Here is a 24,546-nt window from a genome sequence, read left to right on the forward strand (position 1 = left end):
GGCATTAGAAACAGTGAGCAAACCGGCGGCTTGCTCACTGTTTGTCGTCAGAGCTCAAATCGCCTTCGAGCTGATTGCGCGCCCTGTTAAGCCTGCTTTTGATGGTGCCGATGGTGCAACCCGCTTTTGTGGCGGCGTGCTCATAGCTCAATCCATTAAAAATCACCAGTTCGATGACGTTCCGGTGAAGTGGCGATAACCTGTCATAGGCGCGTCCGACATCCTGCAGTTCCATGGCCCAGTCCTGCGACGGACCGATCGTGGGCCCGTCCCACTCCTGCATGACATCCTCGCGCCGCGCGCGCTTGATTTTGCTGCAGAAAGTGTTCTTCATAATGGTGAAGAGCCATGACTTCAGCGGCCCAAACGGCACATATTTATCCTGGTTCTTGAGCGCCTTCACCACTGTCTCCTGAACCAGATCATCCACATCGGTGGATTGGCGGCACATTGTTCGCGCAAACTGATGGAGCGCGGGTAAAAGTTTCAGCAACTCATCTTCGAAATCGGGATTGGATGACATGGTATCTCCTCCTGCCCACCCGGTGAGATAAGGCCTCTCGAAGCTAATGGTTCCGACGCAACTGCAATTGGTACGTTACCGTACATTTTTCGGCAGGCGGGGAACAACCCGGAGCGTGGATGGTTAGGACTAACCAATTCGAGGAGCATGACATGAATATTCTGACGATCAACGTTCGCAGCGACGAAACGCCAGTAGTCGTGGAATTTGTAGGGGAAGCGGAAGAGAAAATTACGGTTCAACTTACGTCCAGCAGTTCGTCGGAACGAAATGAACAACTCGAGCAAGCGGCAAACTGTCTGTCGCAGGCGATAAAGACGGTCGAGATAGAATTGGGACGGGCAACCATGCCACGGCAACGAGACGATGAAAATCAGCTCCTTGAAAAAGGATTGAAGGACAGTTTTCCGGCCAGCGATCCGGTTGCCGTGACAACGCCGTCGACACCGGCCTCAGCCGATCCAAAATCCTGAGGTTTGTCTTTTCGAAACGCAGATGGGGATTTCGATGAAAAGCGATCTTGTCGTCCCGCCGCCCTCATTGCATCGCATCTCATGCCTGTAGAAACGGGTCTTTTGCGGGGTAAGCTCCAGCCCGGCTCCGTGCATCTTTGTATCGACATACAGAATCTGTTTGGACCAAACTCGCCATGGTTCGTTCCGTGGGTTGAACAGATTTTGCCACGGATCTTCGATATCTGCACCGTCCAGCGTGACAACACCATATTCACGCGCTTTATCCCGCCAAAGCGCCCCGAGAATGCGGTAGGTATCTGGGTCGATTACTACCGAAAATGGGAAGCGCTCACGCTGACCCATATCGATCCTGCGCTAATTCAGCTTGTGGACCCGTTGAAGGATTTTGTGCCCCCCGCTGCCGTACTCGACAAGACAGTCTATTCGCCATGGACAGAAGGCCATCTCCAAACCTATCTGGTCAACAAGCGTATTCATACACTCGTTATCACGGGTGCGGAAACGGACCTTTGCGTACTCGCTACTCTGCTGGGTGCCGTGGATCGTGGATATCGCGTCATTATGGTTCATGATGCGATCTGCAGCGTTTCCGACCAAACGCATGACGCGATCATGTCGCTTTGCCACCAGCGCTTCAGTGAACAACTGGAACTGGTTTCCACAGAGGAGCTGATAGACGCCTGGCGTTGAGGTTGGAGGTGTAGCCTTGCCGATCAGCGGCCCCAAATCAGTATAAGCGCCACTATAATCACCAGCAGGATCACCAACGTTACGAAGATTGGCTGCACAGTTCGCTTTCTATCCTTCTCCCACTGACGCAGGGCCGAAGCGTGACTGGAAGCATTGCTGTCGTGCTTCTTAAGGTCTGGTGATTGTTCATGATCGCCCCCCGGAGAAGAAATGCCGCCCGCTTCGGAATCCGTTTCGAAAGGTGCTGCAGCCGGATCAAATCCAGGCGCCTTGTCACCGGTTTGCCCCTTCTGGATAGCACCGCGTATGCGGGAGCCTTCGCTCGTTTTGTGTCCGTCCTTGTCCATTTTTGATTTACCTCGGCAACCCAACCCCACGTTGGCCCAGATGTTCCCGGTGAACCGTCAGTGTTATGTGCCCCGGCGGCGTCTCCCAACATCGCCGGGGCAGGCGCTTAGCGTTCGAACACTCCTAGTGTTGCTTCGCGCCATTCATCCGATGAGCCGTACCCTCGGATGTTCAAGCTGGCAGTGCTGGAGGACGTGCAGACTCATCCGCAGCCTTGATAGCGGCAATGAAGCACTCTCTGGCTGTGTTGGGCTTGTTCTCAAGGTCGGCAAGACAGTTCTCGATGGCCCGCCAGAATTCCGCACCGCGGGCCTCATGCGGCCATTCTTCAAGAAGATATTCCGCAGCCATCGCCGTGTTCGTGACCGTGCAGTGTTTGCCCGTTCCGAACAATTCAACGTCAACAGGTTCACCCCAAGCCATGGCAACCTCCCAAAAAAGATGCCCTGCCTCGGCGCGGGGGCGAAAGGCAGGGCTGGTGACAGCCTGGCAAGCATTGTTCGAGCGGGACTGACACCAATTCTAGATCGATGATCCTAACCGCCTGCGCTTGAGTTTGTTCCCTGAAGATTTGAATTTGCCGCCATCGATTTCTGACGGCGATCCATGAATTTCTTGTTGGCGAGCCGGGCGGCCAGTTCGGTAATATAATTATGATCGCGAAGGCCGCTGTCATAAAGCAACAGTGTCAACGACGCCAAATCGCGCCCCGAATATCCCCGATCACTTTCTTCTAGCATTATAGCCGCGTGAGTATAACAACTTCTCAGGAAGTCGACTTCAATTTGATTATAGATGCGGCTCGCTTCATTAAAAAATGGCATGTCTGGCTCCCGGCTTCGACATAACCAGCAAACCATATTCATTCTAATAAAGATATCATTCCCTGATCACTTAATATGTGAGTCAAGAAAAGCTCATCCGTACAAAAGGATGCGGTTATTCATTATTTTTCCGCGCCGCTTTCTTTGCACCCGTAGATAGAATTCAAAAATTCTTCAACTTACTATTACGTCAACTATTCGGACTTTTACAAGCTGCACGGACGGATAAGGGCGACCAGATGGTCGCCCCTACCAACTTTTGAACATTAACGCCTGCGACGATCATCATATTCGTAATCGCGGCGATCATCCCGCGCCGCGACGCTTCGGAATGACCTTCTGGATCGCTGAACCACCCGCCATGGCCCCGACCAGTGGAACGCTGGTCATCGTCACGGCTTGCGTAACGGCGGTCATCATCGCGACTGGAATAGCTGCGTCGGCCGTCATCACGGTCATCGCGCCGTTCGTCCCAGCCCCGGCGGGCGGTTTCTGCATGCCCGCGAGAGTCACCGTACCAGCCACGACCACGATCATCGTCGTCATAGCGACTGGAACGACGGTCGTCGTAATCATCATTGCGGCTGGAATAGCGGCGACGATCGTCATAATCCCTGTCGTCGCGGCGTTCGTCCCAGCCACGGCGGGCGGCTTCAGCGTGTCCTTGCGGATCGCCAAACCAGCCGCCGTGGCTGCGTCCCCTGTCGTCATCGTCGTAATGACTGGACCTGCGATAATCGTCATCACGGCGGCTTTCGGCATAGTGGCGACGACCGCCGCCTCTGCTGCGGTCATCGTCACTGACAAGGCGGCCCTGATCGTCACGTTCTGGCATATTACGTGGCATTTTATCCTCCTGATTGTATGAATTTTGCGCGCAGTGGCGCATTGAGCTGCAAGAGCTCTTCTCCAGCTGCATTCCCGCAGCCGCGAGTCTTCCGGTTTCGATTATGCTGTACCCTTGGCGGATGGCGCCGTGGCCGAGCGGACCTTGATGTTGTTTTGAACATCCGCCACGCCCGCACATGCTTCGGCGCAATCCTCAGCGCGGCGTTTATCCTGTCGGGTTGCGACTTGTCCCTGCAAGATGACTTCGCCCTTCTTGACGCTGACCTCAATGTCGGAGGCATCAAGATCTGCATCTTCCATCAAGGCGTCAGAGACATCTTCCTTGATGCGCTCGTCCGTGCGGGTGTAACCCTTCGGTCCCTTTCCGCGATGCATTCCTGTGCCGCTTGAGGACTTCATCGGCTCATTGCGTGCGCCGTGACGCCCATAGCGGCTATCGCGCGCAAAAGATTCTCTTTGCGGCGAATTATATGCGAAGCGTTCCTCGTCATCGCTATAGCCGCGCGAACGATAATCACCCGGATAGCGTTCGTCATAGTCGCGGTAGTTTCCGCCACGGCTTTCATAATCACGGTCCCGGTAGGGTTCGTTATAATAGTCGTCGCGATCTTCGTTTTGGTATCGACCTGGCATATCACGTGCTCCTTTGGTCATTGGCAAATGACAGCCAACCCAACCGCAAGCGATTGCCTTTGTTCCTGCATGTTCAAATTTTCTGAGACCCGACCGTCGCTATCAATGAAATCGAACAATCAGCCGAGTATCAGCGGCTGAACACGTCCAGCCGCGAATGGTACATGCCTTCTCCAGTCAGCCGGAGGGCAGGCTATTCAACAGGTGTGTTAGGCAAGGCGATTGATATTTCGAGCGTGTTGTCCGTCCACGCCCGATCAAGTTGGGCCGCAAGGGCTGAGACCAGCGCCTTTTCAAGTCGCGTTCCAGAATCCTTCGCTTGGTTGATCGTTATGATGTTCATTGCCCGTTTCCAGCCAATGAACGACGACAGCTTCCTGTGTTTCTTCTACGCTGACCATAAGCTGGCCCCCTGTTACCGCCAGTGCGCCATGCTTGGCGGCGTTCGTCGCCAGTTCATGCAAAAGCAGCGACAGATTTGTCAGCGACTTGCCCGAGATTGCAGGATCAGCCCCGGAAATGCGAATACTCTGCTCATCATAGGGTTCTAGAATGGTGCGTAACAGAGTCTGAAGCGGCACCGAAGAAACCGTCATGTCGGCCTCTTCCCATGCCGGCATTGTCAGTTCATGCGCCCGCGCAAGCGCGGCTAGGCGCGCCTGGACGGTCTCGCGGAGTTCGTCAACCTGCGTGGTCGATCTTGCGCTTAGCGAAACGATTCCGTTCGCCAGTGCGAAAAGGTTTTTTACACGATGCTGCATCTCGCCCATCAGGAGCAGCTGCTGCTTTTGCGCCTGCCGACGATCTGTAATGTCGCGCGCGATCTTCGACGCCCCAACAATCACGCCATTCGCATTGCGAATGGGTGAAATCGTCAACGAAATATCGATCAGCGTTCCGTCTTTTCGCTTCCGGATTGTTTCAAAATGGTCGACCCGGTTGCCATTGCGTATCGCGGCCAGAATAGCCGGCTCTTCACCCAACCGGTCGTCTGGAATGAGAATTGTCACCGGTTTGCCAATGACTTCTTCCGCCTGATAGCCGAAAAGGCGCTGTGCGCCCCTGTTCCAGCTCTTGATGATTCCTTCCAAGTTCTTGCTGATGATGGCGTCATCAGAACCGTCGACAATCGCAGCCAGCCAATCGCGGATGTCGAGTTCCGTATCGCTAAATTGCGGCCGGGCTGCTGCTGTGACGGACAACGTGAATCGACGTATACCGCCGGTCGAACCAACGAGCCGCTCATCGCCAGTTTGATCTTGATGACTTTCCATCTTATCCGCCCATTCCAAAAAGATTAATTGATATTAGTCGATCATGACGCGATATCAATTGTCTGAAATAAACCAACCGGATTCCAGGTGCAGGCGTTGTCCGCCCCTTCTCGTTCGCGCCGCAATTCCGTTCTTGCGAAAGGGTGTTTCGATCCCAAAGCTTGCAAGCGCAGCGACACAAGGAACAAAAATGTACGCGCCAGGTTAGGGAGCCCGAACTTGTATTGGCGCCAGCTGCCGTTCGAACGACACTTGCCAAGCTGACGTCAGCCCTACCTTACCACCTCAAGGCAGGGCATCTTTTACTGGGAGACCGCGATGGCTTGGGGAGAACCCGTTGATATTCAGCTCTACGGCTTCGGGAAGTCTCAGGTCGTGACGAATACGCCGATGGCGTCGGAATGCCTTTTAAACTATTGGCCGGAAGGCGCCCAGGGCGAGGAATATCAGGACGCATTGCAGGCTGCCTCGCGGATATGGAGGGGCTGCCAAATACTGCCCGGGCGTCATTTATCAAAGCCGTAGAAGCGACGGGACTGAAGGTCCGCCATAATCAAAAGCCCACGCTTAACTAAGCGGCGACGCCTTTTCCCAACTGTCTCTGCTTTTCCAACCGCTGAAGGGTTTCGCTCGTACGTTCTGACAGACACTGCAATGAAGTGGGCCTGCCAAAACATCTGTTTGGCGGCCATGTAACCGTATCATTACCAGATAAGCACTGTCTTAAGTATTCCCAGCCTGCATAAGCTTACGATAAGATCGAGAGTCCCGGTGCCGTTTCGAAAGATAGGAAAACGGTCACGTCTATATTGATGGTAACCAGGAATGGGACTGCTCGCCTCGCGTATCTCTCCTTTTCAGCCAGATTTGATGTGGCGCACCGCAGCCCGTACGCGCCCAGAGGGTGATTTTCACGGCGCAGCTTATGCCGATCAGTGTAAGCGGGGCCAATACTTCATTACGGAGGTCAGCAGACAATCCTTTCATCGTCCCCCCGGACCAGCCAAGTTTTTGGCGCCTACTATCTGATGCTCGACACACCAAGGAATAATCCATGAGCCAATCAGTTCATCCTCTTTTGCGCCTGCGAGACGGTCATCATGCGCATGTCACCTATGAAGAGCTTTTCTTCGATCTCGTTTACGTCTTCGCGGTCACTCAACTCAGCCACGCGCTGCTTCATCATCTGACCGCGTGGAGCGCGCTTGAAACGCTGGTGCTTTGGTTCGCGGTCTGGCTCGGCTGGCAATATACGTGCTGGGTCACCAACTGGTTTAACCCCGAACAGCTGAAAATTCGCCTTGTTCTGTTCGGCTGCATGGCGCTGGCGCTGGTCATGGCCGCCTCAATCCCGGACGCTTTTGGCGCAGGCGGCCTGATATTCGCCGGGTGCTATGTCGCGATGCAGCTTGGACGAACCAGCTTTATCGTCTGGCAATTGGGGCGGGGTCATCCGCTGGCAGCCAATTACCGGCGCATGCTGGGTTGGCTTACCCTTTCAGCCTGCTTCTGGATCGGTGGAGCCGTTGCGGAAGGGGAAGCCCGGCTGGCGCTTTGGATCGTGGCAGCGCTTTGCGAATATGTTTCGCCAATGATCGGCTTTGCCTTGCTGGGAATGGGCCGCTCACACGTCAGCGATTGGACGATCGAAGGTGGGCACCTCGCCGAGCGTTGCCAGCTCTTTGTCATCGTGGCGCTGGGCGAAAGTCTTCTAGCAACGGGCGCCACCCTTGCAGGCGCGGAAAACTGGAACATTGCCGAACTGTCCGCCATGCTTGCGACCTTTCTCGGCACCATCGCCATGTGGTGGCTCTATTTCGGGACGTCGAGCAAGGATGCGACCGCCCGCATTACGCAGGCCCGTGATCCGGGAAAGATCGGTGCCTATTTCCACTACATCCACGCCATATTGATTTTCGGCATCATCGTGAGCGCTGTGGGCAACGATCTTGCCATGGAACATCCCGCAGGTCATGCCAGCGTGGCGCAAATTGTCGTCATCGCAGTCGGTCCTGCTATCTACCTGATTGGCAGCGCGATCTACAAATATGTCGTTTACGGTCGCCTCCCCCTGTCCCATATCGGAGGGGTCGTTTTGTTGGCTCTCATTGCGCCGTTCGCACAGAGCGCCGATCTTCTCACGCTGGGATGGCTTACAACCGCCGTGCTTTTTGGTATCGGCTTATGGGAAAGCCGGACCAGGAGCGAAGTTTCCTTAAATGAAGGCGGCGTCCACCAATAAGGTGACGCCAGGTCTTTCTTTCACGGCGGCGCATCAGTGGATGCGCCGCAGCAATCTTTCGCGATAGGTATCGACAATCACAGCAAGTATGATCACCGCGCCGATGATGATTGGCTTGTAATTATCGCCGATGCCGAGCAATTGCAGGCCGGTCGCCAGAACTTGCAGAATACAGGCGCCCGCCAGTGTGCCGACGATCGAGCCTTTTCCCCCAAAGAGACTGGTCCCGCCGATAATGACTGCCGCAATCGCGTTCAGTTCATAGCCGATACCGGCGATCGGGCTGCCAATATTCAAGCGCAGCAAATAGACGATCGCGGCGATACCTGCGGTGACACCCGAGATGACAAACGCAGCAATCTTATACGTGTCGGGATTATGCCCCGACAGACGGACCGCCTCATCATTGGCCCCAACGGCGTAGATCATGCGACCGAAAACAGTAAACCGCAGTATGAACCAGCCTGCAAAAATGACCGCCACTGCCACCAGAAAGATTGAGGGCAGAAAGCCGCCGATGATCAGATTACCGAAATCGACGAAGCCTTGCGGCAGTCCCGTAATGGTGGAGTTGTTGGACACCACGCGCGCTGCACCAGCGGCTATATTCAACATACCGAGCGTCACAATGAAGGACGGAATCTTCCAGAAGGTCGACACCTTACCGTTGATGTAGCCACAAAACCCACCAACTGCGATGCAAGCCAGCACGGCAAGCGGTATCGATAATCCGGGTTCCAGACCTGATGTCATGATGAGCGCACCTATGACCGTGCAAAGCGCGAGCACCGAGCCAACAGAGAGATCAATGCCGCCGGTCAGGATGACGAAAGTCATCCCCGCCGCGAGAACCGTATTGATGGCGATCTGGACGAAAATCTTCAAAGCGTTGCCGGGCGTGGCGAAATAAGGCGCAGTGAAAGAAAACACCAGCGTGATCAGTAAGAGAGCCAGAAAAACGCCAGCATCACGCAGCAAGAAGCGTTTCAACTTCTGTCGGTCCGCTGCTGCGGATCTCTGGGGCACAGACGGCTTAGCTGTCATTGAACATGCTCCTGATAGGCAAGCGAGAGAATACGCTCCTGATCAAATTGCGACCGAGGCAGTTCTCCTACCAGCTTGCCATTGGAGAACACGATAATGCGGTGACACATGCCAATGAGTTCAGGCAAATCCGAAGAGACGATAATGATTGCTTTTTGATTTGCGGCCAGCCTCCAGAGTAATTGATAGATTTCGCGTCTGGCACCGACATCGACGCCCCGCGTCGGTTCATCCAGGATCAATGTTGAGGAACCGCGAAACAGCCATTTTGCAAGCACCACCTTTTGCTGGTTACCACCAGACAAATTGCGCACCGATGTGCCGATAGAAGCCGTTTTGATCCGCAATTGCTCGACCAGTTCCATAACGGATTTCTCTTCTTCGCCTTTGTCCAGCAATCCGCCATGGGAGATTTTCTTCAAATCGGTGATCGTCGCATTTATGTCTATGGGCATATCCAGCATCAGCCCCTGCCCCTTACGATCTTCGGTCAGGAAACCCAGTCCATTTCTGACAGCATCTTTGGGATCGCGAATATTTACCGGTTTGCCGTCCACACGGATTTGTCCCCCGCCTTTCGGATCAGCACCGAAGATCGCGCGCATGATCTCCGTGCGGCCCGATCCTACCAGACCTGCCACACCCAGAATTTCGCCCTCGCGCACCGAAAAGGAGACCGCAGGGTCTGTTGTCGATCGTGTAACGCCTTCGACCTCGAGGGCAACCGAACCTGGCACGATGGTGGAGTCGAAGCTATATTCGTCTGCAATATCCCGCCCAATCATCATGCGGACCAGATGGGGCACGCTCAGCCCCTCAAAGGCGCGCGTTTCAACCAGACGACCGTTGCGCAAAACGGTGACCCGGTCACCAATTTCAAAGACTTCATGCAGGCGGTGCGAGATATAAATGATAGTTACACCCCTGACCTTCATTCTCCCGATAATGGCAAAGAGCCGTTCAATTTCAGGCGGTGTCAGTGTCGCCGTCGGCTCATCCAGGACCAGAAGCTTGCTATCATAGCCAAGCGCCTTTGCAATTTCGACCAATTGCATTTGCGCGACGCCCAATTCGGAGACAAGTGTGCGAGGATCTAACGCCAGCCCAACCTCGTCCAGCAATTCAGCGGCACGCCTGTTGAGCGAAGCCCGATCCAAGATGCCGCAACGTCGCGGGAGCCTTTCCAACATCAGGTTTTCCGCTATGGAAAGGTGTGGAAGTAAATTGAGTTCCTGATGAACAATACGAATGCCCTGAATTTGCGCATCATGCGGCGTCTTGGGCCGATAGGGCTGATCATTCAGAACAATCTCGCCAGCGTCCGGCTGATAGATACCGGCAAGCAGTTTGATGAGCGTTGACTTGCCAGCTCCGTTTTCACCCAGAATAATATGCGTTTCGCCGCGCAACAGTTGTAGATTGATACCCTCCAGAGCAGTTACGCCCGGAAAGACTTTGCCGACGTTTTCAAGCTTCAAGATCGCGTCGGCTGACTGCATACTATTCCTGCCTGTTGGAGTGACGGAAGGCCGCAACGGAGTGCATCCGATGCGGCCTCGCTATCTTGCGAGTTCCTAAAGGTCCTTGGCGGTAATCAGCTTGATATCCGTCTTGACCCAGCCTGAGAATTTTTCTCCCGCCAGTTCCTTAAGGCCATAATCGATGCCCATTGCCGCCATCTGCGCGCCGAACTGGTCGATCGTGGCCAGCATCTTGCCGTCCTTGATCAGTGGCTGTACGGCGGGAATATTGTCGAAACCAACGACTTTGATCTGGCCTGACTTGCCTGCTGCATCAAGCGCCTTCACAACGCCCAGCGCCATTGAGTCATTGGCTGCCATAACGCCCTGAATATCCTGATATTGTGTAAGGAAATTCGTCATGAGTGTGTTGGCTTCTTCTGTCTCCCAATGTGCGGTCTTGGAATCCAACAGTGTCAAGCCGCCTTCGGCCACAGCATCATCGAAACCCTTCTTGCGCTCCTTGGCATTGTCGGCCTCGGGATTACCTTCGAGGATAACCACCTTACCGCCCTTGCCGAGTTCCTTGGCAAGTGCCATGCCGGACAGCTTTGCGCCTTCGCGATTGTCGGGTCCGAAAAATGCCAGATCGACACCGGCCTGCTTCTTCGCCTCTTCATCAAGCGCCACGTCGATATTGATGACCTTGATGCCAGCTTCCAGCGCCTTCTTCACCGGTGTGACCATAGCCTTGGAATCGGCCGGCGCCAGAACGATCACATTGAACTGCTGCGTGATGAAGTTTTCAACCGCATCAACCTGGGCGGCGAAATCTCGTTCGTCTTTCATGCCAACAGCGGCAAAGGTAAACTTGTCCGTATTCTTGGCCGCATAATCTTCAGCACCGGCCTGCATTTGCTTGAAAAACTCGTTTGCAAGCGACTTCATGACAAGCCCGATTTTGGGTTTGTCCGCTGCAAAAGACGGTAAGGACGGCAAAAGCAGAGCGCCTGCTCCAGCCGCGCTGGTCGTTAGAAACTGGCGTCGCGAAATTGAACCTAGACCCAGCCCATTAATAATTGAACCTTTAGTCATGAATTCCTCCCCTCGCTTCAGCATTAAGCTTGAGCGTGAATTCAAGGTAGAGCCGGAAATGGAAAACTGTCAAGACTACAGAAAGTGGGAGATTATAAGTAACCCGCTAGGGCGAATACATTCGATAAAATTGAATGGCAGATAGTATTTTCCCAGTTTCTTGGGTCTAAACCGACACACCATCTGTCTTTAACAAGCAACTTCTACCCACCGCAAAACTCGCCCGAAGGCTTCGCAAAGTTGATTGCACTTCCCCGGTGCAACAATTCCTCGACTTGCTCCACTGAAGGTTTGTGAGAACCGCTCGGCCGTTTTTTATCGACTTGTCTAAGTTGCTCTAACCAAGTGCTCGCTTGATCTTTTCAGGTGCGATCGGAAGTTCATAGAACCGCTTGCCCGTGGCATGCGCTATGGCGTTTCCAATGGCCGGAATGATCGGGATCGTCACGACCTCGGCAATGCCCTTTGGCGGCGAAGTATCAGAAAGCGGCGTCAGATAGTCCGCGCTCTGTTTCCATACGGCGACGTCTTTCGATCTCGGCAATGTATAGCGATTGAAATTCCATGTTCCGTCGCCCGGACCATCATCGTAAAGTGGCAGTTCCTCCATAAGCGCGTGGCCGATGCCCATGGCGAGGCCACCCTGCTGCTGGCCCGATACCAGTTCGGGCACGATGATCTTGCCGGGATCGAGAATGCTGTGATGCTGCATGATCTCAACCGCACCCGTAAAGGTGTTGACGTTGAGTTCCACAATGCAGGACGCTGGCGCATGGGTCGTCACGCCCGCATTGACGCGCTGCACCGGCGGGAAATTGACCTTGCTGCGTTTGATATATTCATAACCACCCGTGGTCATCCGCCGTTTCGCCTCGGCGAGAGCGCCATCACCATAGCCCACCGCCAAAGCGTCGATGGCAAGCTCGCGCATGCCTGCGCCGGGAACGGTGAACTGAGCGGTCGCCCATTCCCAGCGACTGAAACAATGAAGCGCCACCCCTGTGATCAAGCCCAGTTCGTGCGCCTTGCGGGCGATGCGCCCAAAGGAAAGCGTTTCCATACTGCCGCCGCCCACACCGCCCGGGACTATACGGATATCGGCGAAAGTGACGTCACCAGCCGATATTTGTCCGTCGGCTGGCCCTTCGCTCCAGATGGTCCGCGCCGCAGGCCAAATGGTGTGTTCCAGCAGGAACTGCGCGGCCTGCCGGGTGCCGAAGCTTAGAAAATACGCGCTGTTGGAGGCACTCATCGCTGGCAAAGTGGCAGGGACCCAGTAAGGGTTCTTCTCGGCCTCGTCCTGCTGCGCCTGCGTCATGGTATAGGGCGAAACGGTGCTGGTTATCGGAAGCTGCGGAAAATCCGTCACGCCGAATTCCACGTCATCCGGCACTTTGCCGATGATGTCGCGCGCCAGAACCTGTTGCGCCGTTGTCGCTCCGGTGCCAATTTCCAGCACGCAATGCCGCATGGTCAGCCGCCCCTGCGCGTCGAATTCCAGCGCAAGCGCGGAGGTGTCAGCCCCCGTGCCGTAATCCTTCTGCACCTGCGCAAAGCCGATGCCGTAAAGGCGGCCCGGATGCGCCGCGTCATAATCCTTCTTGGCCTGTTTGCGATTGGTCCAAAGCGGATTGCTGGCCGCCTTGTCGAGCATTTCGATATTGCGCGGATCGCCAAGCGGCTGAGCGCCTTGCGTGTTCAGGTAGCCCGCCTTGGTGGCGTTGCGGCGACGAAGCTCAATGGCGTCGATGGCAAGTTCATTTGCCAGTTCATCAACCATAAGTTCAGTCACCGACATGACCTGAAGCGCGCCATAGCCGCGCATGGAACCTGCCTCCACGGCCTGGCTCGCCAGCGCGACCGAACTGAAGTCCGATTTCGGCAGATAATAGATCGATTGCGCCGCCGTTGCGGCGACTTGCGCGACGGAGAAGGAATAGTTGGCCCGTCCGCCTCCATTGGCGACATAGTGCCCTTTCATGATTTCGAACTGGCCCGTCTTGCGGTCGGCGACAAGCGAGACATCCATATGGAACGAATGGCGCTTGAGGCCCATCTGGAACTGCTCATAGCGATCATTGGCAAGACGCACGGCTTTGCCACCGCCGTAAAACGCCGCCATCACGCAGTAAAGCGGGAAAATCGAATGGTCTTTCGAGCCATAGCCGACCGTTGTGCCGATCTGGAGCTTGATCTCATCGACCGGAAAGGTCTTGTTGCCCTTGACGATCATGGCTGCGAAGCGCGCCGCATCGTAAGGCGATTGCACGGCAGCGATGATATGCAGCGTCCGCGTTTGCGCATCGTACCATGCATTGCCATTGTCCGCTTCCAGCGCCGAAGGATCGATCGACTGGGAAAACGCCTTGCGGTCAAGCACGATCTTGTCTGGGTTCTTCCGCGCCGCGTCAATCTCTGCGCCAAGTTGATGCGCCGCATTCATTCCCCGGCGCATGGGCTCGTAAGTCTCGCGCGCCACCTGTTCAGGATCGCGCGCGCCTCCGCCCCGGTGCCTGGTCTGCACGGAGCGCGGAACGAACAGGCCCGTTTTGCTTTCATCCGGCCAGACCACGTCGTTGCCATCAAAATTGCCGTAGATCGTCGCATCCTGAAAGGATGAATAGACCGAAGGCGATGTCGGGGTTCCTCCGCCAATGCGCACATAACGCGCTGCGCCGTAATTTTTCGGCGACTTGAAGCCGGTCTCAGCGCCATAGCGGACGACATTCGCTTCAAAGCGCAGCATACGCTTCGCCAGTTCAAACCGCTCGAAATCGTCGTAAACAAGCAGCGCCACCGAATGGCCAAGCAAAAGCGGTGTTTCGCCCTTCGGAACGAGGAAATTCTTGCCGAAAAACTCTTCAGCAAGATCAGACACTTGCGGAATGCGGATGCCGTCCCGCTCCAGATCCTCATGCATCACCAGACGGTCATGCTGGAGTTCTTTTCCCAGCAACGACAGGTCTAGCCCTCAAAGGTGCGGTCTGCTTTTGTCGCCTTTATGAAGAAAGCGTGCCCCTGATCCCTCGTCCAGCCGGGAATATCCCGGGCGCGATAATCGCGGGCAAAGGTTTTCCCGCCGGTCACTTTTCGTATGGCGTCCCAGCGATGGCGCGCCTTGCCGTCAGCGTCCAGCCAGTCCGCAGTCGACGGCCCCGATTGCACCTCCAGCGCTTGAGCAGCCGGAAGACGCGCGAAGAGAACGGATATGCCCGCGAACGTACCCAATTTGATGAAATCACGGCGTGACAGTCCGGCAGCCATGTATCTATCTCCTTAATTGACCGTGCAGGGATGTCGTCCAAGATGCGGTCAAATCAGTTCTACGAATTATCGGACAGAGCGCTGGAACGCTTTGACCAGCCCGGCAGTAACAGGATGGCCCCCGCGCCCGCCCCACTGCGCCCGCATCCAGCTAACCAGCGCGGCAATCTCGCTCTCGTCCATCGCGTCGGCGAAGGCCGGCATGGCGTACATGCGCTGCTGGTTGGTGAATGCCTGAGTGGCAATACCGTTCAAAACGGCGCTGATCAGCGCGTTCGGTTTATCCAGCGCAACTATGCCGTTGCCTTTCATGGCGGGCGCGACATTAGGTATGCCTTCGCCGTTCAGGCTCAGCACGCTTTACCGGCTGTCGTTTCAGCTGTTCGATAAAAACGGTCGCGCCTGCAACGAACCCCGGCGTGCAATAGCCGCACTGAAAGGAAAAATGATCGATGAAAGCCTGCTGCACCGGTGTCAGGCTGAGAATACTACCGTCACTGTCGCGCTGCGCGTGGCCCTCAATGGTGAGGATCGATTTGCCGGCAAAAAAATGTGCATCATAGATGCATGTGCGGCTTTCGGTCTTGGCGCCATCAGGCTTGACCTCGATAACTGTACAGGCATGGCAGATGCCCTGACCGCAGCCAAAATGCGTGCCCGTCAGGTCGAGATATTCGTGCAGAAAGTCGATCATCGGCATTCCGAGCGGAACGTCAACGGGTCCGACTGTGACACCATTAATCGTCAGTGTCAGCGGTCGCTTTTCCATATTCTATCCCGAAACCTGTTATTGATCAGCCGCTCGAACAGACCGCCACAATATAATTTTTACCGATATCTTACGCGTAGCTAATTTAACTAAATGTAATATTATTCAATTAAATAATAATCATTCTTTCATTAACGGAATATGAAACTAAATCCGACCGAATATCAATTCAATAGATAAATAATAATTGGTTGTTCCAATTCAGAACGAGCTACCGCTGAATTAACCTTTACGGATATGCGTCCTGTTTCCGACAACGCCGGACGGCGGTATCAGGAAACGCAAGGCGGCCAATTCCAAGTAATCATCTAAAAAATTGCTATAAAAGCACTTTCAAGAATCTGGACAGACAGAAAAACTGAATTATTATATTAGTTATGCGTCAGCAATAAAATATAAGTTTGCAAGCCTGGGGGTCCGCGTTGTATTTTCTCACTGACCCTGTGGTGGCGCTATTTGCTTCCCTTGCAATAGGCTACCTCATCGGCCGCTTGCGCATTGGCCCGGTTCGATTGGGCGGGGTTTGCGGGACATTGCTGGCGGCGCTAGCAATCGGGCAACTTGGCGTCCGCATTTCGCCGGACCTGAAGGACAGCGCCTTCACTCTTTTCATCTACGCTCTCGGATTTACGGCGGGACCTCAGTTTTTCGCCAATATTCGAGGTGGGTGGCGGTATGGAATTTTTTCCATCATCGAAGTTGTATGCGTCACTTTGCTGGTTTCGATTGCGATCATTCTGTTCAAGCTCGATATCGGAACGGCAACCGGCCTTTTCGCAGGGTCCGCGACGGAATCCGCGGTCATCGGCACAGCGTCACAAACGATTTCCCGTCTGCCCATCTCGCCAGAAGAGATTGAACAATTGCAGGCCAATGTCGCCACCGCTTACAGCCTCACCTATCTGTTCGGGCTTTTGGCGATCGTGGTGTTCACGACCCAGCTTGCGCCGATACTTTTGAAGGTCGATCTCAAAACCGAAGCGCAGGCGCTCGCCAGAAAACTGGGTTCGGAGGATGAGGACGACGATCAGGTCGAGGGGTTACCTATGTTCGTCGCCCGTGCTTTCAGGGCTGGCTCCCTCGGCGGACTGACGGTTGGCGATTTGGAGAAAGGCTGGAACTGGACTGTCACGATTGAACGTGTGCGCCGACATAAGAAAATTGTTCAAACAGACCCTGCGTTCCTTTTGAAGCCGGATGACATTGTCATTGTACACGGACGCCGTAACGCGGTTATCGCCATTCAGGATTCATTTGGAGACGAAGTTCCCGTGCCGGACGGCACCAGTCTGGCGCTCGTTACCCGTGAAGTGGTTCTCATCCGGGCTGACGCATTTGGGCGTCAAATTCGCCAGTTGCGCCATTCGGCGTCACCAGAGCTGCGGCGTGGCGTGTTCATATCGAATATCCGCCGGTTAGGGCAGAATATCCCGGCTCTGCCCGGTACGGTTCTCCATGAAGGAGATGTTCTGACGCTTTATGGACAGGAAGAGGTGGTCACGCGCGCGATGCATGCATTGGGCAAGCCATTGCCCAGAGTCGCCAGCACAGATTTTGTCTTTCTCGGACTGGGGATCGTCGCCGGTCTTCTGCTGGGCAACTTCTCTCTCAATATTCGCGGCTGGGAGCTGACGTTAGGGTCAGGCGGCGGCGCCTTGATCGCCGGGCTTGTCTTCGGTTGGCTCAACATGCGAAATCCGGCGCGCGGCGGGTTTCCGGTTCCTGCCGCTGAATTTGCGAAAGATTTCGGACTGGCGACATTCATCGCCGCCATCGGGTTAGGCGCCGGACCTGAGGCGATCGATCTTGTCCTCCAATACGGACTGATCCTGCCGATCCTTGGCCTGATCGTTTCCTTCGTTCCGGCTCTCGTGTCACTTTTTGTCGGCGCGAAACTGATGAAAATCGAGACGCCAATTCTTCTTGGCGCGATCGCCGGTCAGCATTGCAGTACGCCAACGATCAGCGCACTTGTGTCCCAGACCGGGAATTCGACGCCGGTCATCGGATACACGGTCACCTATGCGATTTCCAATGTTCTCCTGCCCCTCATGGGACCAATGATCGTGGGGATTGCTGTGGCGCTCGGAAGCTAGCTGACCCCAGCAAATCTCCGGCGATGTGCCCGTTACGTGGTCGGCAATCCGAGGCGAACGGCATAGGCCGTCAGCTCGGCAGAACTATGGAGATTAAGCTTCCGCATCAGGTTTTCGCGATGCTTGCGTGCGGTCAGCGGACTGATCCCCAGTCGCGTCGCTACATCCCGCGCTGTCAGACCCTGCGCGACCAGCGCCAGAATTTGACGTTCGCGGCGCGTCAGCGGGATCGGCGACAGAATATCCGGCGCGGGCTCAGAGCTGCTGCTGCCCATCGCCCCCGTGATCGCAAAACGGATGGACTGGGCCAGATAGGTCTTGCCATTTCTGACAGCTTCGATGGCGGCGCCGATTTCTTCCGGATCGCCGTCCTTTGTCAGATAGGCGCTGGCCCCGGCTTCCATCGCGGCGCGAATTGTTCTGGGCTCAACATTCGCGGTCAAGATCAATATTTTCAGTCTAGGCGCAACAGCTTTTATTTCCGAGATGAATTGAATTCCGGCGACCCCTGGCATGCCAAGGTCTAGAATGAGCAGATCGGCCCCTGCACTGCGCACATGCTCCATAACGGACGTTCCATCATTGGCTTCCGCGATGACGGAGATGCCGTCCATCACGGAAACCAGAAGCTTCAGCCCCTGACGCACGATAGCGTGGTCGTCGGCAAGAATGGCGGTAAGAGGACGGGTCATCCGACTATCATTCACCTTGCATTGGCGCCCATTGGCGCAAATCGTTCAAATCACAACTTATTGGCGGCAAGTTACTGATCGATCAATAATTTAAGTATATCACTGCGCAACAGACGACAATGCAACATATTGGGAGGACGGATGCAGGAAGACAGGATACGTCAGGCTCTCACGGAGCTTTTGTACCGAAATTCCTATGGCGTCATTATCTCGAACGTTGTTATTTCTCTCGGTGCGATCTATGTTCTGAAAAATGCTGTGCCGACGAGTTGGATCGCCGGATGGCTTGGCGCGCTTTATTTGCTGACCGCAATCCGTGTTTTCGCATCACGCCAATTCTTTAGCCGCCAAAGAGACGCGCAGTCCATTCGGCGCTGGGCGTGGCTTGCCGCGAGCTTTTCCTGGATATCTGGTCTGTTGTGGGGCGGGCTGGGATGGGCGGGATTTCTGCCGGAAGCGCCAATCGTTCTGTCCTTCACCGTCATCGTCCTGACCGGACTTGTCTGTGGCACGGTGCCTTCGCTCTCGGCCTTTCCACCAGCGCTGGTCGGGTCAATCATCGCGACGGTCATACCGATAGCGGTGCGTTGCATCACCAGCGAAAGCGAAATTTCTGGCGCCTTCCTGTTTCTGCTCGCTTCGCTTGTCGCCATCAATTTCTATTATTGCCGGATCACCTATCGCATGCTGCACGAGACCATTCGCCTGCGACTGGAAAACGAAAATCTGGTCGAGCATTTGCAGGAGGAGACGGACCGGGCGCAGCGCGCCGACAGGGCCAAGACACGTTTTCTGGCGGCGGCAAGCCACGATCTTCGCCAACCGATCCACGCATTGAGCCTGCTGATATCTACGCTCGGAGTCTTGGGGCAGCGCGGCAATGTTGCATCCAGCGATGCACGCGATCTCGCCGGAAAGGCAAAATCCGTCGTCCACGATCTGAGCGGACTTTTAAACGAGCTGCTCGATATTTCGCGTCTCGACGCGGGCATTGTAACGGTGGTGAACGAACCGGTTTCTCTGTCGGTACTATTTCACGACCTGCATGACGAATTTGCGCTGGAAGCTGAGCAACGCGGACTTCAGTGGCATGTTGTCGAGAGCGATCTTTATGTCGACAGCGATCCGATGATGCTCAAACGCATCCTGAACAACTTTCTATCGAATGCTTTTCGATACACCAAGCAAGGTCGCATCCTCCTTGGCTGTCGCAGACGCGGCGATGCGATCGAAATTCAGGTCTTCGATACCGGCCCCGGTATTCCAACCGATCAACAGGCGAAGATTTTCGAGGAGTTTGTCCAACTGCAAAATCCGGCGCGCGACCGGTCGCAAGGTCTGGGACTAGGGCTCGCCATAGTCCGGCGCACAGCCATGCTGCTGGGACATCCGTTGAAACTCGTGTCCATTCCGGGCCGAGGCTCAATGTTCTCGCTCACGGTTCCCCAAACCCGCGACGAAGACCACGCAAACCCGCCAGGGCATCTGCCGCTCGAAGTGGAAACCGCGCTCGGCGTCATCGTCATTGATGACGAGAAAGATGTTATCGACGCCATGGAGCAACTGCTTCACCTTGATGGACACCGGATTTATCCGGGGCGCTCAGTCACCGAGGCCCAGGCATCCTATGCGGCAGCCCTGGAGAGTGGGGACGCGCCGGTCGATTTGATCATTGCCGACTATCGGCTGGGCGGTGGCGTTACCGGGCTCGACGCCATTCAAACACTGCGCTCGGTGGTCGGCCGACCTTTGCCGGCGATTATCGTCACCGGAGATACCTCTCCCGCGCGATTGAGGGAGGTCAATGCCAGCGGGGCACTCATGCTGCATAAGCCCATCGATGTCGATGAGCTGCGCAAAGCAATTGCCGCCGCGATTTCCGCCCCGGTCAAAACCTCACCCTAAGCACGGCGTTTACACCCTGTTGATAGGCGTGAGAACCAATCTGGCCGGTATAATTGACCCCAAGCTTGGCGCTGCGGGAAAGATTGAAGTTCAGGCCAGCCTCGATGAGCGCGGCGTCCTTCGCGATGGGCGCTCCGTAAACCGTGAAGGCGGATGACCCGATGAAACTGTTCGTCGAACCTGTGTCGATATCGCCATAGGCGTGACGCCAGCCAATAGACCCGTGCGCATTGGCCGATACATTGCCCAGCATGAAATGTCGTGACGCCCGCAAGCCGATGGTCGTGAAAGCTGTGTCCATCGTATCGCTATCGACAGAGAGCCGCGCCGCCGTTCTTCCCGCTTCATTGAAGCCATCCGTGCGGTGATGCACATAAGCAAGATTGGCAAACGCTTCCAAAGGCGTGTCTTCCCTGCCCCATTGATAGGCAAGTTCGCCAAAAGCCTGAAACGTGCTGGCGTGATAATCGCTGTTCAGACTATCGGAAAAGCCCGGAAAAATGTCAGATCGGTCGAGCTCGATTTCGTGCCAAGTATAGGCAAGCCCGGTGCGGAAGGCGATTGCATTGCCATTGTTCAGTTTCCAGGACGAACCGGCATAGGCGCCCAATGTATAATTATCGCTTTGCCCCGAGGATGCGCGCCCATCCACATCGAATGTTGTCCGGCTATAGCCCGCCAGCAATCCAAGACGCCAATTATCGAATACTGTACCGTCTACTCCCGCAACGAAGCCGCCGGTATTGTAGTCAAGCCCCGCAGTGTTTCCGTTGCCGTCGATTGAAGCCCAGTTACCATAGCCCTGAATCCAGGAGTTATAATTTTGCTCGCGAGCCGTGGATGTTATCGCCGCAAACGCGTCCGGCCTGGCGGCAGTCGAGCCACTCTCGGGACCATAGGAAAGTAGAGTTGCGGAGGGCGACAGCACGAAGCTCTCGGTTGATCGCAAACGACTGTTCATGGCGTCGCGAATAACGGCGCTTCCTTCGATGAGTGCTGCTTTCGTTGAAGCATAGGCTTCGCCGGACAGAAGGTTAAAAGCAGATCGCGCCTCGTCTGCGCTGAGCATCAACAATCTGTTGTAAAGTTCGAGAGATGGCCCCGACTGCTGCAGCGTATCCAGCGCCTTTGCCGTCGCGATCTGGTTCCTCGTTTCCGAAACAGTTGCGAAGAGCGCCGGTGGCGGTGTGCCCGAGGTCGGGTCGACACCTCCCCCATCCGTCTGACCGACATTTTTGACAGCAATTGTCAGATTAACGTTGTTGAGATCATAGGTCTCGTTTGCATTGATAAAGGCCGACTTCGATACTGTATCCTCAAAAGCGCCGTTTATTCCGCCATCCGAGGTGAGGATCGTATAGGTCTGTCCGCTTTGATACCTGGTGGCAGGATCAAGGGCGGTCACGCTGACATTTCCGCCCAAAATCGTGGTTGCGCCGGTCACATGCGTCAGATCGCTCATGCCAGCGCCTGCAATATCAACGGCGAAAGTCGATCCACTTTGAAGCGTCAGGTCTCCGTTGATTGTCAACGTACCAATCGAATTGCCAGACGACAAAGTTGCGCCAGTCAAAATGTCGACCAGCGACCCACTGCCCGAACCGATGGAGCCATGCCCACCAACCAAGGCACCGTCTCCTATAATGAAGGAGCCACCCAAAACCGCATTGCTGTGACTATCATCCGATCCGACAATCAAGCCGCCTGCGGACACTTTGGTCATGCCCGCAAATCCGGGGCTTTCGCCGTTATAGGCGAGCGTTCCAGGTCCAGCCTTGATGAAAGTCCCCTCACCCGTCAACAGACCGGTAAACTGCGCGCTGGTCACCTGATCGAATGTAAATGCGGCCGCGGCAGCAATAGAGACATCGCCGGAGAAACGTTCCGCGCTGGAAGTCAGGTCGCCTTCCTGTACGATCCAGTTGAGATCTGACGCGCCACTCAAGATAAGGCTGCCAGATCCTTCCTTGATCATCGTTCCGGCAACCCCGCTTGCGCCCGCTATATTTCCGGCAAAATTGCCATCAGCTGCCTGCGCGAAAACGACGACACCCGCATTTGCGATATTGCCCGCAATCGTTTCCGAATTGCCGACGAGACGACCCGCCTCAATGACCGTGTTGCGATAGCTATTACCGCTATTTGTGAGTTGAAGCGTCCCTGCCCCCACCTTCACGAGATCATCCTGTCCCGATATGACACCGTTCACGGTGAGGTCGGTATTATCCAGCACATCGAAAATTCCGGCCTGCGTAAGCGTGATCGACCGGCTCGTCTGGAAACTCGCCGTCGTCGCCAATGCGCCGCCGTTGAAAATCAGGCCACCGGTCGGATCGCCGAGATTATCATCGCGCAACACCTGCAACACGCCCCCCGCTATCGTCGTGCCGCCTGAAAAACTGTTGATACCACCAAGCGTCAGCACGCCGCTGTTGAGTTGCAGAGCCAGCCGACCGCTGCCGCCATCTTGAATCACGCCGGAAAATTGTGACGGGCCGACAGACGAACCGTCAATGGTCAAGACACTGCTTGTCGCCGCGCCATTTTCAACGAGACCAGCGCCTGCGCCAATACTGTTGATAGCGCCGACGGTTGTACTAAACCCATTGAGTTTGATGGTTCCCCCAACGCCACCCGGCAGATTGTCGAAATTGACGCCAACACCTGACGTCACAGCATTGGTGGCCAGAACATTAAGCGTGCTATTGCCATAGAGGGTCTGAGCGCCACCGCTCAGACCGCTGGTGGCGGAAACGTTGAAAACGCTGCTATCGTGAAACTCCCGAGCGCCACCGTTGACAGCATTGGCCGCCGACGCATTCAAGACACTGAGATTGTAGAAATGTTGCGCGCCGCCACCGACCGCTTCGCCCACGCCAGCATCCAACACGCTGTTGTCATTGAAATATTGCTCACCACCGCTCAGCGCGTTGGCAGCTGTCAACGCCATGAGGCTATTAATGTAAAAACTCTGCGTTCCACCGTTGACTGCGCTTGATGCGGTCGCATTTAGATGACTGCTGCCATTGAAAAACTGCGAACCGCCAACGATGGCGTTCGCTGTCGCGGCGTTCAACGCGCTGGTGTCATAAAAAACCTGCTGCCCGCCACTGAGGCCGCCTGCCGTTGTTACGTCCAGCCTGCTGCTGGCGTTGAAATACTGAAAGCCGCCACTAATCGCATTTGTCGCCGATGCATTTAGCGTGCTGGTGTCGTAGAAGCTCTGCCCGCCGCCGGCAATGGCGAATGATTGTGACGCATCGAGACTGCTGAGGTCGTTGAAATATTGCGATCCGCCAATAATGGAGTTCATCGCGGTGGCGTTCAGCGCACTCGAATTATAGAATGCTTGCGTACCACCGCTAATAGCACTGGTTGCTGTCGCGTTGAGCAGGCTTGTATCCCGAAACAGCCAGGTGGAACCGGATATGTTGGAGAAATAGTCGGCTGAGTTCGCGTCAACAACCGTAGCGCCCGTGCATGGCGACGACGTGCAAGCAGTCTGGGCGTCTGCCGGCGCTGTGAGGGCGAGACCGGCTGCGACTAACAAGACCGCCTTGGTTATGTCGAGATTTATGACCGACGCCGGGCTATTCTTCCAAGAGGCCAGTCCTGTCCGAACCACAGGCGCCTGTTCAACTCGCTCTCCAATTAATCCGACCAAATACGCAATCAACGCACATCCCCCACAAACCAGCCGGCGAAAGCAAAGCCAATCACCCGGGCTTGAGCACTCGAGACCAGCATTCCTGAAACGGAAATGCTGGGATCGGAAACTCCGTTCTGTTTGTTAAAGGGGTAGGTTATGCGCGCCGTCAGAGGAACATCACCAATATACAAGGTCGCCTAGGCTAATCGACGATTATGGGCTGAACATTACGCCATTGTTGGTATCGCACTACGACACCTATCGAATGCGGTTTCCCACATTATCGGGGATCATCTTCCACCCGAGCATCCCAACATTCCGCACTGAAACAGTCCGGAAATGATCGCTATAAGGTTTTCGCTGGAGCCGTTCGCACATGAGGGGCCCAGCACGTCTGATGCCTTTTAGCCGGTCGAAAAGAGATTCTTTGGGTCTTTGCGCAAACACAGCTGTAGATTTTTTGGTGTCAATCAGTTATAGAGTTGCGTATCGAATGCTGCGTTACGCCCTGGCTCACGCGGCAAAGTTCGAACTGGAACACTCCTCCAAAAAAAATTAAAAACAGACAATCGCTCGAGCTAAATTTAAGATCCACTTAGCTTTTGTTTGCGAAATTTTTCACCATAATTTCAATAGCTTGATTTCATCGCAATCCATCGCCCCCAGTACCTTTATAAACACTCATTCATGCGCGTCTCGTTTTGCGCGCTGGG

Annotated in this window: 22 protein-coding genes; 6 read left to right on the forward strand and 16 right to left on the reverse strand. The window is 55.1% G+C overall.

The features are described 5' to 3' along the window. Positions 1-34: 34 nt before the first annotated feature. Entirely contained in the window at positions 35-523 is a 489-nt protein-coding gene (locus QLQ11_RS20400) for a sigma-70 family RNA polymerase sigma factor (protein ID WP_124915773.1), read from the reverse strand. A gap of 152 nt (positions 524-675) precedes the next feature. Between QLQ11_RS20400 and QLQ11_RS20405 the strand changes: the two genes are divergently transcribed. Together QLQ11_RS20405 and QLQ11_RS20410 are read left to right on the forward strand one after the other, a co-directional pair. Beyond that, on the forward strand, positions 676-996 hold the full coding sequence (locus QLQ11_RS20405) for a hypothetical protein (protein WP_283735595.1): 321 nt from the start codon (positions 676-678) through the stop codon (positions 994-996). An 81-nt stretch (positions 997-1,077) separates the two neighbouring features. Continuing rightward, positions 1,078-1,689, forward strand: a complete 612-nt coding sequence (locus QLQ11_RS20410) for a cysteine hydrolase family protein (RefSeq protein ID WP_124915771.1) — start codon at positions 1,078-1,080, stop codon at positions 1,687-1,689. A 23-nt stretch (positions 1,690-1,712) separates the two neighbouring features. Here QLQ11_RS20410 and QLQ11_RS20415 read toward each other — a convergent pair whose 3' ends face one another. The 6 genes from QLQ11_RS20415 to QLQ11_RS20440 form a co-directional block, all read right to left on the reverse strand. Continuing rightward, positions 1,713-2,036, reverse strand: a complete 324-nt coding sequence (locus tag QLQ11_RS20415) for a hypothetical protein (protein WP_124915770.1) — start codon at positions 2,034-2,036, stop codon at positions 1,713-1,715. Positions 2,037-2,208: 172 nt separating this feature from the next. Further along, on the reverse strand, positions 2,209-2,460 hold the full coding sequence (locus QLQ11_RS20420; protein WP_124915769.1) for a DUF982 domain-containing protein: 252 nt from the start codon (positions 2,458-2,460) through the stop codon (positions 2,209-2,211). Between the two features lie 113 nt (positions 2,461-2,573). Beyond that, a complete protein-coding gene (locus QLQ11_RS20425; RefSeq protein ID WP_109365594.1) occupies positions 2,574-2,861 on the reverse strand; it encodes a hypothetical protein in 288 nt (95 codons plus the stop codon). Positions 2,862-3,167: 306 nt separating this feature from the next. Further along, a complete protein-coding gene (locus tag QLQ11_RS20430; protein WP_124915768.1) occupies positions 3,168-3,686 on the reverse strand; it encodes a hypothetical protein in 519 nt (172 codons plus the stop codon). A gap of 123 nt (positions 3,687-3,809) precedes the next feature. After that, on the reverse strand, positions 3,810-4,343 hold the full coding sequence (locus QLQ11_RS20435; RefSeq protein WP_210261476.1) for a BON domain-containing protein: 534 nt from the start codon (positions 4,341-4,343) through the stop codon (positions 3,810-3,812). Positions 4,344-4,636: 293 nt separating this feature from the next. After that, positions 4,637-5,617, reverse strand: coding sequence for a PAS domain S-box protein (locus QLQ11_RS20440; RefSeq protein ID WP_371836070.1), 981 nt, complete (start codon positions 5,615-5,617; stop codon positions 4,637-4,639). A gap of 390 nt (positions 5,618-6,007) precedes the next feature. Between QLQ11_RS20440 and QLQ11_RS20445 the strand changes: the two genes are divergently transcribed. Together QLQ11_RS20445 and QLQ11_RS20450 are read left to right on the forward strand one after the other, a co-directional pair. Continuing rightward, complete coding sequence (locus QLQ11_RS20445; protein WP_235942880.1) at positions 6,008-6,142, forward strand: hypothetical protein; 135 nt, start codon at positions 6,008-6,010, stop codon at positions 6,140-6,142. A gap of 529 nt (positions 6,143-6,671) precedes the next feature. Continuing rightward, on the forward strand, positions 6,672-7,859 hold the full coding sequence (locus QLQ11_RS20450) for a low temperature requirement protein A (protein ID WP_124915765.1): 1,188 nt from the start codon (positions 6,672-6,674) through the stop codon (positions 7,857-7,859). 33 nt (positions 7,860-7,892) lie between these two features. Here the strand turns inward: QLQ11_RS20450 and QLQ11_RS20455 are convergent, their stop codons facing one another. From QLQ11_RS20455 to QLQ11_RS20485, 7 genes are all read right to left on the reverse strand, one after another. Further along, entirely contained in the window at positions 7,893-8,903 is a 1,011-nt protein-coding gene (locus tag QLQ11_RS20455; RefSeq protein WP_124915764.1) for an ABC transporter permease, read from the reverse strand. Next, entirely contained in the window at positions 8,900-10,402 is a 1,503-nt protein-coding gene (locus QLQ11_RS20460; protein ID WP_124915763.1) for a sugar ABC transporter ATP-binding protein, read from the reverse strand. The genes QLQ11_RS20455 and QLQ11_RS20460 overlap by 4 nt, the downstream gene beginning before the upstream one ends. Positions 10,403-10,477: 75 nt before the next feature. Beyond that, a complete protein-coding gene (locus QLQ11_RS20465) occupies positions 10,478-11,458 on the reverse strand; it encodes a sugar ABC transporter substrate-binding protein (protein ID WP_109365588.1) in 981 nt (326 codons plus the stop codon). Between the two features lie 337 nt (positions 11,459-11,795). Next, positions 11,796-14,414, reverse strand: coding sequence for a xanthine dehydrogenase family protein molybdopterin-binding subunit (locus QLQ11_RS20470; RefSeq protein ID WP_283735593.1), 2,619 nt, complete (start codon positions 14,412-14,414; stop codon positions 11,796-11,798). Between the two features lie 8 nt (positions 14,415-14,422). Then, positions 14,423-14,722: a hypothetical protein gene (locus QLQ11_RS20475; RefSeq protein ID WP_235859065.1), complete on the reverse strand. Its 300-nt coding sequence runs from the start codon at positions 14,720-14,722 to the stop codon at positions 14,423-14,425. Between the two features lie 66 nt (positions 14,723-14,788). Further along, complete coding sequence (locus QLQ11_RS20480) at positions 14,789-15,034, reverse strand: cytochrome c (RefSeq protein WP_109365586.1); 246 nt, start codon at positions 15,032-15,034, stop codon at positions 14,789-14,791. 13 nt (positions 15,035-15,047) lie between these two features. Further along, positions 15,048-15,491: a (2Fe-2S)-binding protein gene (locus QLQ11_RS20485; RefSeq protein WP_109365585.1), complete on the reverse strand. Its 444-nt coding sequence runs from the start codon at positions 15,489-15,491 to the stop codon at positions 15,048-15,050. Between the two features lie 422 nt (positions 15,492-15,913). Between QLQ11_RS20485 and aspT the strand changes: the two genes are divergently transcribed. Continuing rightward, positions 15,914-17,587, forward strand: coding sequence for an aspartate-alanine antiporter (gene aspT, locus QLQ11_RS20490; RefSeq protein WP_124915762.1), 1,674 nt, complete (start codon positions 15,914-15,916; stop codon positions 17,585-17,587). Between the two features lie 32 nt (positions 17,588-17,619). Here the strand turns inward: aspT and QLQ11_RS20495 are convergent, their stop codons facing one another. Beyond that, complete coding sequence (locus QLQ11_RS20495) at positions 17,620-18,279, reverse strand: response regulator transcription factor (protein ID WP_124915761.1); 660 nt, start codon at positions 18,277-18,279, stop codon at positions 17,620-17,622. A 141-nt stretch (positions 18,280-18,420) separates the two neighbouring features. On the opposite strand from QLQ11_RS20495, the gene QLQ11_RS20500 reads away from it, so the two are divergent. Beyond that, positions 18,421-20,184: a hybrid sensor histidine kinase/response regulator gene (locus QLQ11_RS20500; protein ID WP_124915760.1), complete on the forward strand. Its 1,764-nt coding sequence runs from the start codon at positions 18,421-18,423 to the stop codon at positions 20,182-20,184. Here QLQ11_RS20500 and QLQ11_RS20505 read toward each other — a convergent pair. After that, positions 20,168-23,734, reverse strand: a complete 3,567-nt coding sequence (locus QLQ11_RS20505; RefSeq protein ID WP_283735592.1) for an autotransporter domain-containing protein — start codon at positions 23,732-23,734, stop codon at positions 20,168-20,170. The genes QLQ11_RS20500 and QLQ11_RS20505 overlap by 17 nt on opposite strands. Positions 23,735-24,546: the final 812 nt, after the last annotated feature.

It is taken from the genome of Ochrobactrum sp. SSR, assembly GCF_030067775.1.
In the GTDB taxonomy this organism is placed as follows: domain Bacteria; phylum Pseudomonadota; class Alphaproteobacteria; order Rhizobiales; family Rhizobiaceae; genus Brucella; species Brucella teleogrylli.